Here is a 19,767-nt window from a genome sequence, read left to right as displayed (position 1 = left end):
AGAACTTCACGCCGGTGTCGTCATCAGGTGCGGTCCGGAGCGGCCCGGCGGCTGTTGAGCGGGAACGACCAGCCCTCGCCGACCTCGAGCGCCTGCCGGAACCCTTCTACCGCAGCGGCACGGGCCTGTGGGGACAGTTCGCCGGTACGTTCGGCCAGCCGGGTGACGAACTCGACGACGCCGAGCTCGCGCAGCGCCAGGAAGTCGGTCAGCTCCGCGTCGACCCGCGCGGCGAGGTCGTCGTCGAAGAAGTAGGCGGGATCGGCGCCGAAGTGGTCGGCCAGGCCGAGGATGTGCTTGAGCCGCGGGTTGTCGCTCGCCGAGCTGAGCAGCTCGCGGATGTAGCTCGGCGAGATGCTGCCGAACCGGCCGGACGAGCTGATCGCCGCCGCGACCTCCTCCGGCGACCACGGCCCGCGATCGGGCGGGTGGACGGCCTCGAAGAGGGTGGCCAGCGCACCGGCCCTCCATCCGGGCCGCTCACCGGGGTGCAGGTCGGCGCGGCCGCCGAGGAACGCCGCCGGGTGCACGCCGAGCGCGCCCGCGAGGTCGACGATGGCCTGGCACGTCGGGTTGTCCTTCACGCCGAGCCGCAGTTGCGAGATGTAGCCGTGCCCGATGTCCCCACCCCGCGCCTTGACCGCGGCGGCGAGCGCTACGTTGGTGACCTTGCCACGGCCGTCGGGCGGGTTGTTGCACAGCTCGTTGAGGACCTCGGCGAATGGCCTCACGCCACACCTCCGCTGGAGCGACTCCTGGCCAGCGATCATTCCACTGTTGTGGAACCAAGAGAGCATATGACATCACAGGGGTTGAATCCACCTGCCCGTAGTCCTATGATCACACTCCGCCGCTTGCACTGATGTGTCGCGTTTGATCCGAACGACGTCACTTCAGTTGAAAGAGGCAGATCGGGCCGGTCAGAGCTGAAGTCTGGGGGGACTCATGGGGCTTCCGGTGGACCAGGTTTCGCTGCGCTTGCACGATGAGAGCGCTCCAACTCGATGCGGTTCGTGCGCGCAACCGGTCGGCGCCTGGGCGACGGACCGCCTCACGGGCCTGCTCGGCCGCTGGGGCTGGGACGACCAGGCGCCCGCGGCGTACCGGCGGGCGCAGCGCCGGTGGGAGCGGGTCGCGCTGCTCATGGTCGACCTGGACCGCTTCAAGAAGATCAACGACGACTACGGCCACCCCGCCGGCGACGTGGTGCTGAGCGATGTCGCCGACGTCCTGGCCGCGCACACACGCCCGACAGATCTCGTGTGCCGCTACGGCGGCGATGAGTTCCTCGTGCTGCTGCCGCGCACCACGAGCGGTGAGGCGGCCCTTGTCGCGGAACGGATCCTGCGCGGCATCCGCGCGTTGCAAAGCGAAGTCACCACGAACGACGGCCACCACCTGACGCTGCACAACCAGACCGCGTCCATCGGCGTCGCATCGCACGTGCCCGGCGTCGAGGACACGCTCATCGACCTCGTCCGCGACACCGACGCGGCGCTGCAACGGGCGAAGCGCAACGGACGCGCCCGCGTCCAGGTGCACGACCCGAGCGCGTTCGCCACCGAGCGGAAGACCGACGCCGCGGCCCTGCACCACCTGATCGCGTTGCAGGAGCTGATGAGCAGCGATCAGCTACCGCAGGTCCTGGTCGCGCTGTCGGAGGGGGCCAAGGCGATGGAGGAGCTCGTCGGCACGATCGGCCCGAAGGTCGTGCTGACGCTGGAACGCTTGCAGGACAACGGATTCGTGCTCCGCCGGGCCGCGCGCTACGAACTCACCGCCGCGGCCCGCGAGTGGATCACCGACGTGCTGCCGGCCGTGGCCGCGTGGACGAACCGCCACCACGGCGTGATCCACTAGAGCGGCTACCGGCCGAGGGCGGCCAGGCGCTGCTCGACCTCGTCGGCGGAGGCGTGCCCGCGGGCGAGCGCGTACCTCTCGGACCCCCGGACGGCGATCAACGTCGGGAACCCGGTCACACCGAGCCGCGCGGCGAGCTGGAAGTCCGCCTCGGGTGTCGCGGTCTCGAACGCCGCCACGACGGCGTCGGCGTCGAGGCCGAAGTCCTCGGCGATCGTCCGGTAGGTCCGCGGGTCGGACAGGCTCGCCCCGTCGTGGAAGAACGCGCTCTGCATCGCGACGGCCAGCTCGGCCGCCCGCTCCGGGGCGGCCTGGCGCAGCGCGATCAGGCCGCGGGCGGCGGCCTCGGAGTCCATCACGAACGTGCCCTCGTCCAGCAGCGCGGTGAACGCCTCCCCGAACCTCGCCCCGGTCCGCGCGGTGACCTGCACGTTGGCGTCCTTGATGAACCCGAACTCGCGGATCGGCACCCGGCGGTCGCCGGTGAACAGGCCGCCGGAGACCACCTCGACCGGCAGCTCGGGGTGGCGGGCGGTGACCGCCTGGAGCGTGCCGGAGAAGGCGTGCGACCAGCCGCAGTAGGCGTCGAAGACGTAGAGGAGCTTCACGCCCGGTACAAAGCATCCGGCCCGGCGGATATTTCCCGGTTCAGCGGCTGAACATCGTGATGGCCTGCGCCGCCAGCCAGCGCTCGGCGTCGTCCCAGCTCCAGCCGCACTCCTTCACCAGGGTCCGCCAGGCGCCGAAGCCGAAGCAGAACCACAGCACGTCGGTGGCCCGTTCGACGTCCATGCCGAGCAGGCCCTCGTCCCGCAGGTGGTGCGCGACCTCCCGGAGGGCCTCCCGGTAGGCGCCGGTGCTCTGCTCCCAGAGCGCGGCTCCGTCCTCGTGCACCGGGATCGACGCGAAGAGCACCTCGACGACCTGCTGCCCGCCCTCGTTGCCCTGGCGGGTGCCCTTGGCCAGCAACCTCAACGCCTCGGCCAGGTCGTGGGTCTGCCGGACCGCCTCCGTCGTCGTGGCCGAGTCGCTGTGCGCGACCGCCTCGCCGATGATCCGGTGCAGGATCTCGGACTTGCTGCCCGCGCTCGAGTAGACGGTCTGCGGCGCGACGCCGGCGCGCTTGGCGATGTCCGCCACCGTGACGCGCGCGTACCCGTTGGCGGAGAACAACTCCACGGCCGCGCGCAGGATGTCCCGCCGGGTGGTGGCGGCGTCCTGCGCGCGGCGGGGAGAGTGGTAGGACCTCGTCATCGACCAGCTTCCAGTGTTGCGGCCACCTCGTTCGCGTCCGGCATCGCGGCGATCTCCCCGGCGATGGTGGCGACGTTCTCCCGGATGCCCACATCCTGCAACACCGCCCTGACCGCGGTGACCAGGGCCTCCGGGGTCTGCGCCGGCGGGTCGAGCGCGACGCCCGCCCGTGCCGCGGCCACCCGTTCGGCCTGGAAGAACTGGTCGGCGCCCTGGGGCAGCACCACCAGCGGCACCCCCTTCATCAACGCGGCCGCCGTCGTGCCCGCACCGCCGTGCGTCACCACCACGTCAACGCCGTCGAGCAGGTCGTCCATCGGCGTGAACTCGACGAAGGTGATCCGCTCGTGGTCGACGTCGAACTCCTCGCGACGCGACGCGAGCCCCAGCGTCACCACGACCTCCGCATCCAGAGTGGACAGCGCGCGCAGCAACGGGCTGAGCTTCGCGGGCTCGCCGAAGAACGTCCCGAACGTCACGAGCACCCGCGGCCGTTCCGGCGCCGGCAGCTCCGCCGCGACGGCGCCGGGCTCGCGGAAGGCCTCCGGCCGCAACGGCAACCAGCCTTCCGGCTGCTGCCACCCGTCGGCGCGCATCGACGCGGGCCAGGTGTCGAGCAGCCACCGCCGCGGCTCCCACGGCAGGCCGCGCGCCTCGTGCTGCGTGCGCGCCTTGGCGTCCATGGCCTCGGTGAACGCGGGGGGATACGGAGGCCCGAACGCCAGGGTCGCGACCGGCGTCCCCGACGCGGCCGCCACCAGCGGCCCCACGTAGTCGCACAGCTCGGCCACCACGAGATCCGGCTCGAAGCTCCCGGCTGCTTCGAAGGCCTCGTCCGCCGTGAGGTCGACCCGAGTGCCCGCGAAGAACTCGGCGACCGAGCCGGGCGTCGGCGAGTGCGCCGGATCGGTGCCGGTGCGGCGGGTGATCTCCTCGAACAGCACGTCCGGCATCGGCCCGGCGGGAAGGTGGGCAAGGCCCTGAGCGGCGAGAACCGGTGCCATGCCGACGGCGGTCAGCACCGCCACCTCGTGCCCGCGGTCCCGGAACGCGCGGGCGAGGGGGAACAGCGGCAGCAGGTGGCCGTGTTGGGGAACGCTGGAGAAGAGGATGCGCATATTCATCAGAGTACTCATCTAACGAATCTGTGATCACGACGCGGTGGCGCCGACGCCCCTCATCCGCCCCTCCCGGAACGCGTCCACGAACAGCCGGTGGTCCTCGCGGGTCTGCCGCGCGTAGTCGAGCGCGAAGGCCACGACCGAGTCGGCGAAGGCCTCCTCGCGGTCGCCGATCACCGCCGCGATGGCCTCCTCGCACTGGAAGTCGACGAGGGTCTGCGCGGAGTCCTCGTCGGCGACGCAGTGCATCTTCGCGGTGGCCCGGCCCAGCTGGCCGAGCACCGGCAGCATGTCCGCGGGCTCGGTGAGGTCGGACCAGTCGAGGTCGGCCTCGTAGGGCGAAAGCTCGGACACGACGTAGCCGACGCCGTCGATCCGCGTGTGCCCGAGCCACGGGTCGGCGTGGGCCTGGAGGGCCCGCTGCGAGACGGCCGTGCGGTGGCCGTGGTCGGTGAAGTACTCGCGGATGCCCTCGTCGTGGACGATCCGGCTCGGCGCGGCGACGTTGGCCTGCTTCATCGACAGCACCACGTCGTTCTCCAGCGCCTGCGTGCGGCCCTCCACCAGGATGTTGTAGGCGTGCAGGCCGGCGGAGCCGATGCCGAAGCCGCTGCGTCCCACCACGTCCTTGACGGTGTAGGTGCGGCTGTTCGCGCGCTTGCCGGTGGGGATCGTGTCCAGGTAGGACTCGAACGCCTCCTCGACCCTCGCGCGCACCTCCGGCCGCAGTTCGTGGATGCCGTCGCGGTCGCGGCGGAACCTGCGGTCGTAGTCCACGACGACGGACCTCTCCTCCAGCAGGCCGATCCGGGTGGCCAGGCGCGCCCGTTGCAGCACCCGGTGCAGGGCGCCCTCGGTGTTGTCGAGGCGCAGGCTGAACAGCTCGTCCTCCGGGTGCTCTGCGAACCTGCGGACCTGGTGGACGTAGGCCGAGGCGTAGGCGCGGATCAGGTCGGTGATCACGCTGTCCGGCAACGCCTTGCGCCATCCCAGCAGTGCCATGGAGGCGGCGAGCCGGCGAACGTCCCACGTGTACGCGCCGAGGTAGGCCTCGTCGAAGTCGTTGACGTCGAACACCAGCGTGCCCTCGGAGTCCATGTAGGTGCCGAAGTTCTGCGCGTGCAGGTCGCCCTGGATCCAGATGCGGCTGGTGCGCTCGTCCACCCACTCGTCGGGCAGCTCGGCCATGTCGGCGTAGAACAGGCACGCGCTGCCCCGGTAGAACGCGAACGGCTCGGCCGCCATCTTGCGGAACTTGTGCCGGAACGCGGCCGGGTCGGCCGACATCAACCCCGAGAACGCGTCCTCGAGCACACCCACGATCCGGTCGCTGCGATCGGCCATCGCGCACCTCCTGGTTCCACCTGCGGACGCAAATCCCAGCACGAGAGACCCCGTGCCGCTTGGTGCGCGTGCAAATTTCGGCACGAGTTGCCCGCGGAGCTCAACAAACCGGCCGGAAGGTGCGTTGAGGGTGCACGAGAAGACTGACCTATGGGGGAAGCACCGTGTTGCCCAGACCTCTCGGCCTCGCCCTGCGCAGATTCGGGGTGCTCACCACGGCCGCGATGCTCGCGTTCGGCGGCGTCGCCACGACCGCCGCGGCCCAGGAGGCCGATCCGCCGGCATCCGTGTCGGCATCGGCGTCACCGCCACCGGTGGAGACCACCACCAGCGCGCCACCACCGGTGTCGGCGGACCCACCGGTCCCGGACCCGTCCGCACCGGCCACCAGCGAGCCACCGGCCACCACCGAGCCACCGGTGACCAGCGAACCACCGGCCACCACCGAACCACCGGCCCCCGCGCAGCCGCGGGCGACGAGCGAGGCACCCGCACCGGCGGAAACGCCGAGCGCGGCGGGACAGGCGGCCGAGACCGGCAACGTCAGCGTCACGGTCTTCGTCGACGCGAACCGCAACGGCGTGGTCGACCTGGGCGAGGGGTTGGGGGACTCGCTGGTCTCCCTCTGGAGGAGGAGCACTCCCGACGACCACCGCAAGTTCACCGACGCCTCCGGCCGCGTCCTGTTCACCGGCATCCCGGTCGGCCGGTACGGGTTGCACTTCCAACCGCCCGCCGGCTGGACCGTCTACTTCCCGCCCGGCGGGAACCAGGTCACCGTCGAGGCGAACAAGACGCTGACGCTGACGGCCGCCGCCGAACGCCCGTTCCACGAGCGCCTGACCGCGGCCGTCGCCTTCGACCGGCAGACCTACGCCTACCCGGCCACCGCCCGGATCACCGTCACGCTGACCAACACCGGGGCCTACCCGATCGCCAACCTCCAGGCCGGCTGCGACAGCGGCACCACCAGCGGTGAGCACCTCGGTGCCGGGCCGGGGTGGGACGTCCTGCGCGGTGCCGGGGTGACGCTCGCCGCCGGCGAACAGCGGACGATCGTGATCGACGAAGCCCTGCCGGAGGCATCCCGCGACAGGGGTGAAGCGGTGCTCTCGTGCGTCTTCGCGCCGAACGTCGCCGACAACTACGGCGTGTCGGTCCTCCAGCGCGTGAAGGTCACCGGTGGCAAGGGCACGAAGACGATGCTCCTCGTCGACGGCGGCGGCAAGCCGATCAACGGCGTGAAGATCACCCTGCTGGACGGCGCGAGCGGTGCCGAGGTGGCCGTCGCCGAGAGCGACGCCGCCGGCAAGGTGGCGTTCACGGACGTGCAGCCGGGCGACTACAAGGCCGTGGCCTCACCGCCGTGGGCGTTCAACAGGGGAGGTTCCCCGCAGGACGTCTACGTCTTCAACCCGGGGTCGACCTCGACCTACACGATGGTGCCCGCGCCGGCGTCCAAGGCGGCGCTCAGGACGACCGTCGCGTTCGACAAGCCGAACTACCTCTCCTACGAGACCATGCGGATGACGTTCACGATCACGAACGTCGGCGAGGAGACGGCGCAGAAGGTGCGCCTTCCGCTGGAGATGATCGGCAACCCGAGGACCGACCCGACGGACTACGGCCCCATCGGCCCGAGTGCCGCCGGTCTCACCATCGCACCGGGTGAGACGAAGACCGTGGTCGCCGTGAGCCCGATCAGCGACTGGCAGCAAGAGCCGGTCACGCTGACGGTGTCCCAGTTCCTCGACTACACGGGGCGCAAGGACAACAAGGAGGACTGGTTCAGCGCCAGCACCGTGATCACGTTCGTCGAGGGCGACGTGCGGGGTGTCCTGTACGGCGACAAGAACCACAACGGCGTGCAAGACCCGGGTGAGGCGCTGGCGGGGGCCGAGGTCACGATCGCCCGAGGCCGGCCGCGGTACTCGGCGACGCGCACGACGGACGCCGAGGGCCGGTTCCTGTTCGAGGACGCGCCGGCCGGGGGCTGGAACCTGCGCGCCGAGATCGACGGGTGGACGCTGCCCGGCCACCCCGCGACCTACGACATCCTCGTGACACCGGAGGGGCTCGACCTCTCGGTCCGCGCCGAGCGCGCGACCTCCGCGGTGCTCCAGCCCACGATGACCTTCGACAGGGCCTCCTACCAGCCGGACGAGTCCGCCTCGCTCGCGGTCACGCTGACCAACGCGGGTGACCGCCCGATCGTCGGCGTCACGGCCGACTGCACCGGGTACGACCAGAGCTACCTCGACGACGGACCGGCGTGGGGCGACCTCGCCCCGAACGCCCGCGGCGTCACGATGGCCGCCGGCGAGACCAGGACGTTCACGGTCGTCGCGGAGGTGCCGCAGCAGGCGCGGCAGATCGGCGAGTTCCAGGCGCTCTGCCACTTCGGCCCGGGACCGCGGAGGGAGGACGACGCCGAGGCGCGGGCCTGGGCGAGCGTGCCCGGTGCGTTCGGCTCGGTGCGCGTCCCGCTCTTCCACGACACGGAGGCCGGTGGCCGCAAGGGCGTCACGGACGTCAAGTTCGTGCTGCGCAGCTGGTTCGGCGACGCGAAGGTCGCCGAGGCGGTGCCGGACGCGAACGGCGTGGTGACGATGCCCCGCGTGCCCGCCGGCCCGTACAAGGCCTCGGTCGAGGGGCGGTGGAAGATCCGCTACGAGAGCCAGGCGAACATCAAGGTCCTCGGGGATCAGGAGATGTTCCGGGAGATCCTCCTCGTGCCGGACGACACGAAACAGCCGTGGCCGCCGGCACCGGAGGTGCCCGGTCGGCCGCACGGTCCCGGTAGCCCGCCCGTTCCGGGGAACCCGGCCGCTCCCGGCAGCCCCGCCGCTCCCGGGGGCCCGGCGCCGCAGCCGTCCGCCGGGGCCGTGCTGGCCAAGACGGGTGCCTCGGTGCTCGGCCTGGGCGTGCTCGGCGCGTTGCTCGTGGCGTTCGGCATCGGCGCGCGGCTGGCGAGCAGGAATCGAGAAGCCCAGGACCGCGGGCGCGCCTAGCGTCAACGGCATGTGCTTCATGTTCGGTGCCGACAGGGACCACGTGCGTCGCGTGCTCGGGCTCCTCGACGAGGCGAGGCACGACGAGGTGAGCGGTGTCGAGGAGACGCCGGTCAGCGTTCCCGCGGCCGGAGACCGGCCGCGGGCCTGAGGATCGCGTTCCTGCCCGGCAGGGAGCTGCCGGGCAGGAACGGACTTCGGCGCAGGTTCACGCGCGGCACTCCAGGAGTGACTGCGCCGAACGCTGCCGGAAATGCGGTGACCGGCAGACGATCGACGGTGGTTCGCGAGGGCGGCTCTGCACCACGGTGGTGGGATGGACCGCACACATCGGCGCCCTGCCCTGCTGATCACCGCGCTGCTCTCGGTCGCGATGTTCACCGCCGGCAACTCGGCCGCCGCCCCCGACGAGCCGTCGTCACCCCACTGGCAGTACGACCACTGGCCCCAGCAACAGCCGTGGCAGCAGTCCAGGGACTCCGCGCGCGTGCTGGCGCAGTCCGGCTTCCCCGGCCCCGTCGACCCGCAGAACTGGGTCAACCCCGACCACATGACGTGGGAGCGGGACTACAAGAAGATCCCCGGCACCGACTGGGCCGACCCGGCGGTCAAGGGCTCGGTGCGCACCTTCAAGGGCGCGCTGGTCCTGCTGGACTACCCGAACCAGCCGTTCGTCGTGACGCAGCCCGAGCGCTCGACGGTCTTCGGCAACCCGAGCGCCGAGGCGAGCGGCGTCCCGCGCGACCGGGTCGGCCAGTTCTACCAGGACTTCCTCAACAAGCCGAACGCCCTCAACCGCGGTCACACCGTGCACGAGTACTGGATGGAGACCTCCGGCGGGCGCTACGGCGTCGAGCTGAAGGCGTTCGGCCCGTACACGATGCCGGGCAAGGACCACGAGTACGCCATGGAGTTCCAGGGCGGAACCGGTTGTCCCGCGGGCGACACGTGCAACCGCAACATCCGCACCGACGGCCGTGCCGCGTGGGTGGCCGACGTCGGCGCGGAGGTGCCAACAGGCTACGACTTCATCTACTACCTGTCCGCGGGCCAGGACGAGTCCGGCACGTGGCAGGAGTTCGGGATGATGAAGTTCCGGACCAAGGAGGACGTGACCGACGACTTCGGCCCGCCCGACCCCGCCCTGCCGAACTTCTCGCGCACCCGGTACGTCGACTGGACGTCGTGGGCGGCGGGCTCGGCGATCTGGCCCAACGCGGGCGGCGGCTCGTCCACCCAGGCCGAGAGCTCCGGCCAGGGCGTGTACGCGCACGAGCTGAGCCACATCCTGGGCATCGGCGACAACTACAACAACCCGTACGGCAACCCGCCGCGCCGCGACTACAGCGGTCCGTGGGACATGCTCTCGCGCGGTTCGTTCAACGGTCCCGGCGGCCCGCACTCCCGCTGGACGATCCCCGCGACCGGCGGCGGCTCGCTCGGCGCCCAGCAGACGTTGCGCAACAAGATCAAGCTCGGGATCGTCGACGAGCGGAACGTGCTGCGCCTGTCGCGCGAGGCGCTGGCCGGTTCGGGGACGGTCGTCGCGAAGATCACCGCCCGCGAGGTCAACCCCGGCGCCTCCGGCCTGACCGGCATCAACCTCGCTCTGGGCACGGGCGACCAGACGCCCGCGTGCGACGTCGCCACCAACCCGTTCTGCGACGGCGGCGGCTACCACAACTACACGCTGGAGGTCGTCGACCGGATGGGCGCCGACTCGTTCACGCCGGACGCGGGCGTGCTGCTGGCCAAGACCAAGTACGTCGACGCGGCACCGTTCACGTGGGTGATCGACGCCAACCCGCAGGACATCGGCATGACCGACTACGTCCTGCCCGACGGCACCAAGGTCCCGATCACGGTCGGCGACTACCGCCAGCTCTCCGACGCCCTGTTCCACGCGGGCACGAACTCGGGCAGCGAGTACGAGTTCGTCGACGAGGCCAACAGGCTGCACTTCTACGTTCTCGACGTGCAGCGCGATTCCAGCGGTGTGCTGTCCTACACCGTGGCGATCCGATCGCTGGACGGCGCCGGACCGCAGCAACGTGGCGTGCGGGTCACGCCGACCGCCGCACGCGCCGGTTCCAACGGCGTGGCGACGTGCAAGTTCCCGTTGCACAACACCGGTCGTGCGGCCGCGCCCGCGGGGCAGCACCCGGAGCCGGTGGACCAGTACCTCGGCGGTGACGTGTACCGCGTGACGGCGAAGGCGGAGAACGGCTGGTCCGTGTCGGTGCCGAACGCGTTGGCCACGGCCGGGTTCGGCAACCGCGTCGACGTCCCGGTGCACGCGCGGCGTGACGGCGGACCGCTCGTGTCGAAGGTGACCCTCACGGCGGTGTCCGAGAGCAACCCCGGCAAGTCCGCGACCGCGACCTGCACGGTGGTGGGACGCTAGCGACGACCGCTCCGGGCCGGCGGTCGCCGGCCCGGAGCGGCAAGCATCAGTGGTGGTACGGAATCCGTGCCATCGGTTCCACCAGCTCATGCTCCTCATAGGACAGATGTGACAGCAACGTGTCCGTGAGCAGGTCGACCGCGTCCTGCACCTCTCCGATGCGCTTCGGCTCCGCGACCGTCGCCACCAGCGCCGCGTCGAGCCGTTCCAGCACGTCGTGGATGACGTGGTGCTCCTCGGTCAGCCGGTCCAGCACCGGCCCGAGGCGCGCGTCGCCGTCCCGGAGCTGCGGGTAGAGGCTCCGGTCTTCGAGGGTGTGGTGGATGGTGACGAGCCGGCAGTAGCTCTCGCAGTAGGCGCCCATCGTCCAGTTGTTCTGGCGCATGGTCATCGTGTTGATCGCGGACCGCGCCTGGCCGACGTCGATGACCCCGTCCGCGACCTGGCGCACCATCTCGCGGACCTTGGCCAGCTCCTCGCGCAGGTGGTTGTGCACACCGATGAGCTGCCGGCTGAGCGCCCGGCCCGACGCGGTGTAGACGGCGTCCGAGTCAGGCGCCGGGCCTTTTGGGCGCTGCGCCTCGTCCCAGAGGCGGGTGGCGGAGAGCCGCGTGCCGTCGTCAGGCGTGGGAGTCACGCCCAGCGCTTCTGGGACGGCAGTGCGCTCCTTCGCGACGAGCTCCCGCACGGCCGGCGCGATCTCCTCGGCGAACACGCGCAGCTCGTCGTCGGTGTTGACCATCAGGATGAACCCGCTGACCCCCTCGTCGAGCGCGAGCCGGGCGAGCTGCTCGGCCGTGAAGCCGGGCGTGATGTTGTAGAGCCTCTTGACGTCCTTCGGCGAACGGCCGGCCTCCTCGGCCGCCTCGTCGATGATCGTGTTCATGCTCCTGAGCTGCTCGGGCGGCGCGTACGGGCTGGACGGCAACCACCCGTCCGCCGCGCGCCCGGTGAGCTGGAGCATCCGCTTCTTGTAGGCACCGAGCCAAATCCCGATGTCGTGCGCCGGGAACGGTCCGGGCCGCGCCCCGTCGAGCGAGTAGTGAGCGCCCTGCAGCCGAACCCCGCGCCCCGGCGTCCACAACGCCCGGATGACCGCGATGGCCTCTTCGAGCGCCTGAACCGACTCACCGGCCGTGCGCCGAGGCCCGCCCATGGCGGCAATGGCGTCCCAGAACGCCCCGGCCCCCAGCCCCAGCTCAACCCGCCCACCGGTGATGACGTCCAGACTCGCCGCCGCGCGCGCAAGCACCGCAGGCGGCCGCAACGGCAAGTTGGCAACGTTGGGAAACACACGAACGTTGCTGGTAGACGCCCCGATGACCGACAACGACGTCCACGTGTCGAGGTGCGTCGCGTTGTACGGGTGGTCCTGAAGGCTGACGAACTCGAGTCCAAGCACGTCAGCGGCCTGTGCGAGCCGCAACGTCTCCCCGAACTGCTCCGCTGCGGGAGGCAGGAACACCCCGAACTCGAGCGGGTGGCCGTAATCTGTCATGCCGAAAGTATGCCATAAATATGTTCTGTTCTACAGAGATTCTGCGACGAGACGTTCTGTTCGAGCTACCATTGCCAGGTGACCGCTCTGGAAGACGACTTCGGCTGGACCCTGGGCGTGGTCTTCCGCGCCTACGTCAAGGCGACGAACGCGGCCGTGGGCGACCTCCCCGGCGGCCACCGCGGCTACCAGGTCCTCACCGCCGCCACCCGAGACCAGCCGGAGAGCCAGTCCGCGCTCTGCCAGCAGCTCGGCATCGACCGCACGGTCATGACCTACCTGCTCGACGACCTGGAACGCGCCTCCCTGGTGGTCCGCCGCCCGGCGCCCACCGACCGCCGCACCCGCCTCGTCGTGGCGACCGACGTGGGCCGCGCCCGCCTGAGCGAGCTGGACGAGCGGCTCGGCCACGCGGAGGCGCACGTGCTCTCCGGTCTGCCGGCGGTCGACCGGGCGACGTTCAAGGCGCTGCTCCGCCGCCTGGCGGGTCACGTGGACGAGCTGGATCCGGTGCCAAGCGCTTGCCAGGCCGTGCAGGACATCGCCGCGAGCACGCCTTAGCCGGCCGTCAGCCCGTGTGCGACGCGCCGGCGCGGAAGCCGTCGGCTCCTCGAAAAACGCCGCTGTTCGCCTCGGTGCGGGTGCTGCCGTCCAATTGTTGGAATTCATGCACTGACCAGCTCTGACGCACCTTTGGTGAGAGCCGGCGAGCCGTCACATCGGAACGGACGGGTTCTCTTTGTGCGCGCGTGGATTGTGTCCACTTTTTGTCAACTCCGCCCGGACCCCGCGCCGAAAATAGTTGGTTCGGGTCGTAACGGTCCGCCCTTGATCGTCGATTGACCACGCATAGTGCCTCTGGACTGGGCAGTTCGGGGGCGCGACGGCTGAGGAGGACGACCGGCGGTTGACAGATGATGGTCAAACTGCGATGCCTGCCTGCGTTCGTGGTGTCGCCAGTTTACCTTCCCCATGTTTATTGCCGACCGCCGAATGTCGTCATCCGCATACAAGGAGAGGCAAACGTGGAGAAATCCTCGTCTGGCACCACCATGTCCATTGCGCCTGGTGACCTCGGCAAACACGGCCGCCAGCTGGGCAAGGGCGGTCAGGCGACGGTGATCGAGCTGCCGGGGCTGGAGCTGCCGGACGTGACGGGTGAGCTGGTCTACAAGAAGTACCACCAGCCGCACAGCGAGTTCGGGAGCCTGCGCCGGGTCGTGGCCACCCGCAACGACCTCGACCTGCCCGCACGGCGCCGGCTCGACGCTGTCACCGTGTGGCCGGTCCGGGTGGTCGAGGAGAGCGGTCACGCACTGGGCGTGGTGATGCCCAAGATCCCGGACGCGTACTTCGACCGGGTGACGCTGCTCGGCACCGGCGGGACGAAGCTCGTGCTGCGCGAGGTGCAGAACCTCTTCATCCCGCCCGATCGCGCCGCCGGCCTGGGCAGGCCGACGCCCGACGGCGAGCAACGCCTGCGGATCTGCCGCGACTTCGCGGGCGTGCTGGCCTTCCTCCACGACACCCTCGGCGTCGTGTTCGGGGACATCAACGCGATGAACGAGGTCTTCCGGCTCGACGACACCCCGATGGTGATGTTCCTGGACTGCGACGGCGTGCGGCCCAAGGGCGTGAAGGCCACGGTGACGCAGCTCGACGCCCCGGACTGGGTGTCACCGGACGGTGGGCTGCTGAGCCGGGCCTCCGACCTGTACAAGCTCGGGTTGTTCATCCTGCGCTGCCTCACCCCCGGACCTCTGGCGTCCGTGCGCACCAACCCCGACGCGATCGGCGGAGCACTGGACTCGCAGGGCGTCGCGATGCTGCGCCGTGCGCTGGGCGCGGTCCCCGAGCGCCGCCCGCTCGCCGCGGAGTGGGAGGTCTACCTGCGCCGCGCGCTCGGCGAGCCGATCGCTCCACCGAAGGTGGGAGCGGTCGCCGTCGATCGACCGATCGTCCTCAAAGGACAGCCGGTGGTCGTCGACTGGGAGGCGTTCGAGGCCACGGAGGTCAGGATCTCCGCGGGACCCGGTTGTGTGGAGGTCGTCAAGGCCAACGGTGCCCACGACCGCGGCTCGACCTCCATCGCACCTCGGGAGACCGCGGTCATCGAGGTGTCGGCGGTCAACGCACTCGGCGTCGACCACCGTTCGGCGGGACCAGTGGACGTGGTCGAACCGCCGGTGCACCACCCGCTGCCGGTGCCGATGCCGGAGCTGCCGCCGTTGCTGGTCGACGTTCCCGCCCCACAGGGCCTCGACCTCGTGAGCATGCCGGTCCTCGGGATCCCCCCGCCGCGCGCCGACCTGGTGCCGTCGGCGGACCGGAAGGCGTTCGAGTGGCCGTCGCTGCCGGGAGTCGGCGCGGCGCGGTTCCCGATCGACTTCGGCGGCTTCTTCGCCGACGTCCCCACGTACGAGTTCGATGAGGAGTCAGGACGATGAGCGTGATGCGCTGGCTCGCGCGGCTGTCAGGTGCACGAGCGGACATCCTCCAGAAGGCGCCGGGCGATCTCGGCAAGCACGCCGCCATGGGCGGTGTGCTGCTGAGCACCGCCGCCGTCGGCGCGCTGTCGGCGTACTTCGCGATGACCTCCCAGCTCGAGCTGCCGATCGCGGTCGCGGTCGCCGTCGCGATCGGCTGGGGCCTCGTCGTCTTCAACCTCGACCGCATGCTCGTCGTGACGATGACGCGCAACAACAGCAAGTGGCTCAACTTCTTCGTCGCACTGCCGCGCGTCGCGCTCGCGGTCGTCATCGGCACGGTGATCTCGGTGCCCCTGGTGCTGAAGATCTTCGAACCGGAGATCCGCAACGAGCTCGTCGTGATGCAGGTCGAGTCGGTCCAGCGCAACCAGGCCAGGACCGAGGAGGCGCTGAAGAAGATCAAGGAGCTGGAGGACGAGGAGCGCGGGCTGCTCGAGGTCCTCTCCGGCCGTGCCGTCACCACCGCCGCCGAGGACCCGGACGTCAAGGCCGCGCAGGTCGTGCGGGACAACGCCGAGAAGACCTACACGGAGGCGGCCCGGCTGGCCCAGTGCGAGTACGACGGCAGCTGCGGTACCCGCAAGGAAGGCGACGGCGAGGCCTACCGGCAGAAGAAGGCCGTCGCGGACGAGGCGAAGGCCAAGCTGGACAAGGCCGTCAAGGACCTCGACGAGACGACCGCCCGCGTCAACAAGCGCATCGCCGACGGAGCGTCGACCGCCACCGACGCCGCCAGCCGGCGGTTGCCGGGCGTGCAGGGCGAGCTGGCGGTGCTGCGCGAGCAGGCCGAGAACCTGACCGACCAGGGCTTCAAGGCCGCCGCGGGGGACACGGGGCTGCTCGCCCGGCTCGAGGCGCTCGACCGCATCACCGCGAACCGCGACAGCGGCGGCAAGGCCGACTTCATGTTGTTCCTGCTGTTCCTGAGCATCGAGCTGCTCCCGGTGATCGTCAAGCTGCTCAGCCTGTTCGGCAAGGAGTCGCTCTACGACAGCCTCGCTCGCCGCGCCGACGAGGGCGCCGACGTCGACGACGAGGCGTGGGCCGATAGGGACCGCGACATCGCGCTGCTGCAGGCGAAGTACCGGTTCGACGAGGAGCAGCAACGGCTGGCCGGCCAGGCGGCGATGCGCGCGCAGACGTCGCGGGCGGTCGCCGACGAACAGCTCAAGATCGCGATGAACGCGATCAAGGTGTGGAGCGACCTCGCCAAGCTGCGGGCGGACGAGGAGCTCGACGACTGGTACAAGGCGAACGTCGGTCACCAGGGGCCGGTGAGCACCGGGCACGGCATCGGCCGGCCGAGGCACGCGGCGCACCCCAACGGCGCGACCTTCCACGTCCCCGCCGGTGCCGACCCCAACGCCACCATGCCGATCGTCCGGCGTGTCAACGGTTCGACCCCCACCCCCAACCCCTGACAGGAGAAGCTCCCCATGGAGAGCGAGAAAGCCAAGATCCTCCCGTTCTACGTCCTCATCGACGTCTCGGCGTCGATGTCGGGGGACAAGCTCGACCAAGCGAACAGGATCATGCCGCAGGTCGTCGACGCCCTCGCCGAGGCGCCGATCCTCGCGGACAAGGTGCGGTTCTGCGTGATCGACTTCGGCTCCGACGCGCAGGTGCGCCTGCCGTTGTGCGACGTGCTCGACCAGCACAGCTCGTTGCCGTCGCTCACGATTCGCGGTGCCACGTCGTACGCGGCGGCGTTCCGCCTGCTGCGGTCGGAGATCGAGGTCAACGTCAAGCAGCTGAAGGCCGACGGGTACCTCGTGCACCGGCCGGCGGTGTTCTTCATCAGCGACGGCGAGCCGACCGACCCCGAGCACGAGTGGCGCACGGCGTTCCAGGACCTGACGGCGGGTTTCCCCACCTACCCGAACTTCGTGCCCTGCGGCGTCGACTCGGCGAACCCGAGGACGCTCGCGACGCTGATCCACCCGGCCTCCGGGCCGAAGCAGATGCAGATGTACCTGATGGAGAAGGGGCAGAACCCGGCGGACGCGATCGCGGCCATCGCGGAGATCCTCATCTCCAGCATGCTGGCCTCGGGGCAGAGCATGGCGCAGGGCAGCTCGGGCATGATCCTCCCGGCCAAGCAGGACCTGCCCGCGGGGATCAGCGCCCACTCGTCCGACGACTTCGTCTGATGGCGGCGCCGGAAGAGGGCCCGGTGCGACCGGTGCCGGAGGGGAAGTGGCAGGGGTACGTCGAGCCGTTCGTGGTGGGCGACCCCGGCCGCGCCGCCGCGGGCGTGGTGCCCCTGCCCGACGAGTCCGCGTGGGACCGCAAGGACACCGTGCTGGACGCGTTCGCGTTGCGCGAAGGGCGGGCGCGGATCGTCGAGGTGCGGGCCGCCAGCGTGCGCGGCTTGGCGCACCGGGCCTACGGGAAGGTGCGGCAGGACGAGTACGGGTTCCGCCGGACCGCGAACGGGCGGTACCTGGTGGTCTGCGTCGCGGACGGGGTCTCCTCGGGCGAGCTGTCCCACAAGGCGGCCATGATCGCCGCGAAGGGCGGCGCGAGGTGGCTCGCCGGCCTCCTGGACCGCACCGAACCGGCTGACCTGCCCTGGGGGCAGTTCATCAGGGGAGTCGCCGTCATGATCGAGCGCAACGGCCGGAAGCTGCTGCGCGGCAGAGACGACCTGGACGCGGAGAAGTGCGACGTCCGCGAGGTGGCGCAGCGCCTCGCGACCACCGTGCTGTACGCCGTCATCGACTTGCACGCCGTGGACGGCACGCACGCCGTGCACGTGGTGACGGTGGGCGACACCTCGGCGTGGGTGCTGCGCGAGGGCGGCCGGTGGGAACCGCAGGAGGCGGTCAAGAACGACGGGGCCGAGGTGTTCTCGCCGACCGTGCACGCCCTTCCGCTGCCACCCGCCACCGAACCGGTGCCGGTGCGGACGACCGTGCGCGCCGGTGAGGCGCTGGTGCTGATGACCGACGGCATCGGCGACCCGCTCGGGCAGGGCACGGGTCCGGTCGGCCGGTTCCTCGCCGACGTCTGGGAACGCCCGCCCGCGTCCGGGCTGGAGTTCGCGGGGCAGATCGGCTTCGCGCGCAAGAGCTTCGACGACGATCGCACGGTGGTGGCGGTGTGGCCGGTGAACGGTCGGTGAGGTCCCACACCATCGGACTGCACGAGGTCGGCCCGCTCGGCGGGCAGATCGGCGCTGGTGGTCAGGCCAAGGTCTTCCTGGCGCCGGCCATCACGCTCGACGACGTGGCAGGACCGTTGGTGTACAAGCAGTACAAGCCCGGCCACGAGCCGCCGCACGGGTTGAGCGCCGTCGTGGCGCGACGGCTGCGGATGGACGTCATGACGCGGTCGCGGCTCGATCGGCTCGCCGCGTGGCCGGTGCGGATCGTGGAGCAGGGCGGGGCGGTGAGCGGTGTGCTGATGCCGCTCATCCCCAGCGGGTTCTTCGAGAACCGGGTGCTGCCCAGCGGGCAGCCCAAGCGGACGCTGCGCGAGGTGCAGCACCTGTTCATCGATCCCGGCCGCGCCGCCCGGCTCGGCATGCCGGCACCGACGGACGCCGAGCGGCTGACCGTGTGCCGGGACTTCGCCGCCGCGCTGCACCTGTTGCACCGCAACGAGCTGGTCATCGGTGACATCAACGCGAAGAACGCGGTGTTCCGGCTCGACGCCCGGCCATGCGTGGTGATCGTCGACTGCGACGCCATCCGGATCAAGGGAGCGGCCGCGGTCGTCCGGCAGCTCAACGCCCCAGACTGGGAGCCTCCGGAGGACACGCTGAGCCAGGCGACCGACCTCTACAAGTTCGGGCTGTTCGTGCTGCGGTGCCTCGGCCCCGGCCCGATGGCCTCGGTGTCCCGTGACCCGGCCAGGGCCGACGCGGTGCTCGCGCCGGAAGGCCGCAAGCTGTTGCGGGCCTCGTTGAGCCGGCGTCCGGCCGACCGGCCGACCGCCCAGGACTGGGGCCGCTACCTCGACGGCCTGCTGATCGCACCCCGGCGGCAGAGCACTCCGCCGCCTCCCCCGCCCGCGGCCACGTCCACCCCGGGCTGGAAGCGCGACCCGAGGACCAAGAGGTGGGTGCAGGCCACATGATCTCCTGCACGGTCTGCGGACGGCCGCCGGCGAACACCTACGAGATCTCGTTGCACGGAGAGGCGACCTGCGTCACGCACCAGGTCGCGGACAGGTGCGCGTTGTGCGTGCGGCCGCGGCACTCCGGAGAGCGGAGCTGGGCCCGTTTCACCGCGACGACCGTTCGCTGCCCCACCTGCGTGCGCGCCGCGGTGGAGACCCAGGAACACGCCAGAAGGCACATCCCGCGAGTGCGCGCCGACATGGCGGCGCTCGGCATCGCTCTGGCACAACGGGTCCGGGTCACCCTGGTCGACCCCGACGCCATCAACCTCGGCAGCCGGACCTTGTGCCTCGGCCGGACCCTGCAACGCGTCTGGGTGGAGACCTCGGTGACGGACGTCCTCGGCATCGAGGTCGCCGGCGGCCTCACCGAAACCCAGTTCTGCGCGACGGTCGTGCACGAGATCGGCCACGCCTGGCTCGCACAGCGCGGCGCGGTCGGCCTCGACCACACCCTGGAAGAGGGCGTGTGCGAGTTGTTCGCCGGTGCTTGGCTCAAGCGCCAGGGCACGCCGTTCGCCGACGAGCTCCGCCGGTCCGCGCTGGAAAACCCTGATCCGGTGTACGGCGGTGGATATCGCCTCGTGCGCGAAGCCGTTGTGCGCCACGGGATCGCCGCTGTGCTCGACCACGTGTGCACCCGAGGAGACCTGCCGTGAGAGGA

General features: G+C 70.7%; 17 protein-coding genes. 11 read left to right on the top strand and 6 right to left on the bottom strand.

Features of this window, described 5'->3' with window-relative positions:
* Positions 1-23 precede the first annotated feature (23 nt).
* Positions 24-731 (bottom strand): hypothetical protein, encoded by a 708-nt coding sequence (locus BMW88_RS20320; RefSeq protein ID WP_089952882.1) that lies wholly within the window; start codon positions 729-731, stop codon positions 24-26.
* Between the two features lie 247 nt (positions 732-978).
* Here BMW88_RS20320 and BMW88_RS20315 point away from each other — a divergent pair, with 247 nt between their 5' ends.
* Positions 979-1,860, top strand: a complete 882-nt coding sequence (locus tag BMW88_RS20315) for a GGDEF domain-containing protein (protein ID WP_177221206.1) — start codon at positions 979-981, stop codon at positions 1,858-1,860.
* Between the two features lie 5 nt (positions 1,861-1,865).
* Here the strand turns inward: BMW88_RS20315 and BMW88_RS20310 are convergent, their stop codons facing one another.
* From BMW88_RS20310 to BMW88_RS20295, 4 genes are read right to left on the bottom strand one after another with little or no spacing between them, the layout of a single operon-like run.
* Positions 1,866-2,468, bottom strand: a complete 603-nt coding sequence (locus tag BMW88_RS20310) for a DsbA family protein (RefSeq protein WP_089952877.1) — start codon at positions 2,466-2,468, stop codon at positions 1,866-1,868.
* A gap of 40 nt (positions 2,469-2,508) precedes the next feature.
* Positions 2,509-3,114, bottom strand: a complete 606-nt coding sequence (locus BMW88_RS20305) for a TetR/AcrR family transcriptional regulator (protein WP_089952876.1) — start codon at positions 3,112-3,114, stop codon at positions 2,509-2,511.
* Positions 3,111-4,250, bottom strand: coding sequence for a glycosyltransferase (locus BMW88_RS20300; RefSeq protein ID WP_245777928.1), 1,140 nt, complete (start codon positions 4,248-4,250; stop codon positions 3,111-3,113). Before BMW88_RS20300 ends, BMW88_RS20305 begins: the two co-directional genes overlap by 4 nt.
* Positions 4,251-4,265: 15 nt before the next feature.
* Positions 4,266-5,579: a DUF2252 domain-containing protein gene (locus tag BMW88_RS20295; RefSeq protein WP_089952872.1), complete on the bottom strand. Its 1,314-nt coding sequence runs from the start codon at positions 5,577-5,579 to the stop codon at positions 4,266-4,268.
* 164 nt (positions 5,580-5,743) lie between these two features.
* On the opposite strand from BMW88_RS20295, the gene BMW88_RS20290 reads away from it, so the two are divergent.
* From BMW88_RS20290 to BMW88_RS20285, 3 genes are all read left to right on the top strand, one after another.
* Positions 5,744-8,590: an SdrD B-like domain-containing protein gene (locus BMW88_RS20290; protein ID WP_143116166.1), complete on the top strand. Its 2,847-nt coding sequence runs from the start codon at positions 5,744-5,746 to the stop codon at positions 8,588-8,590.
* Positions 8,591-8,600: 10 nt separating this feature from the next.
* Positions 8,601-8,741, top strand: a complete 141-nt coding sequence (locus BMW88_RS41955; RefSeq protein ID WP_177221205.1) for a hypothetical protein — start codon at positions 8,601-8,603, stop codon at positions 8,739-8,741.
* Positions 8,742-8,906: 165 nt separating this feature from the next.
* Entirely contained in the window at positions 8,907-10,994 is a 2,088-nt protein-coding gene (locus BMW88_RS20285) for a M6 family metalloprotease domain-containing protein (protein ID WP_089952867.1), read from the top strand.
* 46 nt (positions 10,995-11,040) lie between these two features.
* On the opposite strand, the gene BMW88_RS20280 is transcribed toward BMW88_RS20285, so the two are convergent.
* The gene (locus tag BMW88_RS20280; protein ID WP_089952865.1) at positions 11,041-12,492 is read right to left on the bottom strand and encodes an LLM class flavin-dependent oxidoreductase; all 1,452 of its coding nucleotides are present in this window, start codon (positions 12,490-12,492) and stop codon (positions 11,041-11,043) included.
* A 78-nt stretch (positions 12,493-12,570) separates the two neighbouring features.
* Between BMW88_RS20280 and BMW88_RS20275 the strand changes: the two genes are divergently transcribed.
* The 7 genes from BMW88_RS20275 (at position 12,571) to BMW88_RS20245 (ending at position 19,762) form a co-directional block, all read left to right on the top strand.
* Positions 12,571-13,053, top strand: coding sequence for a MarR family winged helix-turn-helix transcriptional regulator (locus BMW88_RS20275; protein ID WP_245777927.1), 483 nt, complete (start codon positions 12,571-12,573; stop codon positions 13,051-13,053).
* A gap of 491 nt (positions 13,054-13,544) precedes the next feature.
* Positions 13,545-14,939: a hypothetical protein gene (locus tag BMW88_RS20270; RefSeq protein ID WP_089952863.1), complete on the top strand. Its 1,395-nt coding sequence runs from the start codon at positions 13,545-13,547 to the stop codon at positions 14,937-14,939.
* On the top strand, positions 14,936-16,402 hold the full coding sequence (locus BMW88_RS20265) for a DUF4407 domain-containing protein (protein WP_089952861.1): 1,467 nt from the start codon (positions 14,936-14,938) through the stop codon (positions 16,400-16,402). Before BMW88_RS20270 ends, BMW88_RS20265 begins: the two co-directional genes overlap by 4 nt.
* Positions 16,403-16,417: 15 nt before the next feature.
* Positions 16,418-17,131 (top strand): vWA domain-containing protein, encoded by a 714-nt coding sequence (locus tag BMW88_RS20260; protein WP_089952860.1) that lies wholly within the window; start codon positions 16,418-16,420, stop codon positions 17,129-17,131.
* The gene (locus BMW88_RS20255; protein WP_089952858.1) at positions 17,131-18,105 is read left to right on the top strand and encodes a protein phosphatase 2C domain-containing protein; all 975 of its coding nucleotides are present in this window, start codon (positions 17,131-17,133) and stop codon (positions 18,103-18,105) included. Before BMW88_RS20260 ends, BMW88_RS20255 begins: the two co-directional genes overlap by 1 nt.
* Complete coding sequence (locus tag BMW88_RS20250) at positions 18,102-19,061, top strand: protein kinase family protein (protein WP_143116165.1); 960 nt, start codon at positions 18,102-18,104, stop codon at positions 19,059-19,061. The genes BMW88_RS20255 and BMW88_RS20250 overlap by 4 nt, the downstream gene beginning before the upstream one ends.
* Complete coding sequence (locus tag BMW88_RS20245) at positions 19,058-19,762, top strand: protein DA1 (protein ID WP_089952854.1); 705 nt, start codon at positions 19,058-19,060, stop codon at positions 19,760-19,762. Before BMW88_RS20250 ends, BMW88_RS20245 begins: the two co-directional genes overlap by 4 nt.
* Positions 19,763-19,767 lie beyond the last annotated feature (5 nt).

Origin of the sequence: Lentzea xinjiangensis, from assembly GCF_900110955.1 — a bacterium.
Lineage (GTDB): Bacteria > Actinomycetota > Actinomycetes > Mycobacteriales > Pseudonocardiaceae > Lentzea > Lentzea xinjiangensis.
Note: the sequence above shows the minus strand (reverse complement) of the source record. Positions and strands in the feature narration are given on the sequence as shown.

Bases quoted from the DNA above. Each gene is read 5' to 3' on its own strand.
- BMW88_RS20305 (WP_089952876.1), bottom strand. From the start codon at position 3,114: ATGACGAGGTCCTACCACTCTCCCCGCCGCGCGCAGGACGCCGCCACC.
- BMW88_RS20300 (WP_245777928.1), bottom strand. From the start codon at position 4,250: ATGAGTACTCTGATGAATATGCGCATCCTCTTCTCCAGCGTTCCCCAA.
- BMW88_RS20295 (WP_089952872.1), bottom strand. From the start codon at position 5,579: ATGGCCGATCGCAGCGACCGGATCGTGGGTGTGCTCGAGGACGCGTTC.
- BMW88_RS41955 (WP_177221205.1), top strand. From the start codon at position 8,601: ATGTGCTTCATGTTCGGTGCCGACAGGGACCACGTGCGTCGCGTGCTC.
- BMW88_RS20285 (WP_089952867.1), top strand. From the start codon at position 8,907: ATGGACCGCACACATCGGCGCCCTGCCCTGCTGATCACCGCGCTGCTC.
- BMW88_RS20280 (WP_089952865.1), bottom strand. From the start codon at position 12,492: ATGACAGATTACGGCCACCCGCTCGAGTTCGGGGTGTTCCTGCCTCCC.
- BMW88_RS20270 (WP_089952863.1), top strand. From the start codon at position 13,545: ATGTCCATTGCGCCTGGTGACCTCGGCAAACACGGCCGCCAGCTGGGC.
- BMW88_RS20265 (WP_089952861.1), top strand. From the start codon at position 14,936: ATGAGCGTGATGCGCTGGCTCGCGCGGCTGTCAGGTGCACGAGCGGAC.
- BMW88_RS20260 (WP_089952860.1), top strand. From the start codon at position 16,418: ATGGAGAGCGAGAAAGCCAAGATCCTCCCGTTCTACGTCCTCATCGAC.
- BMW88_RS20255 (WP_089952858.1), top strand. From the start codon at position 17,131: ATGGCGGCGCCGGAAGAGGGCCCGGTGCGACCGGTGCCGGAGGGGAAG.
- BMW88_RS20245 (WP_089952854.1), top strand. From the start codon at position 19,058: ATGATCTCCTGCACGGTCTGCGGACGGCCGCCGGCGAACACCTACGAG.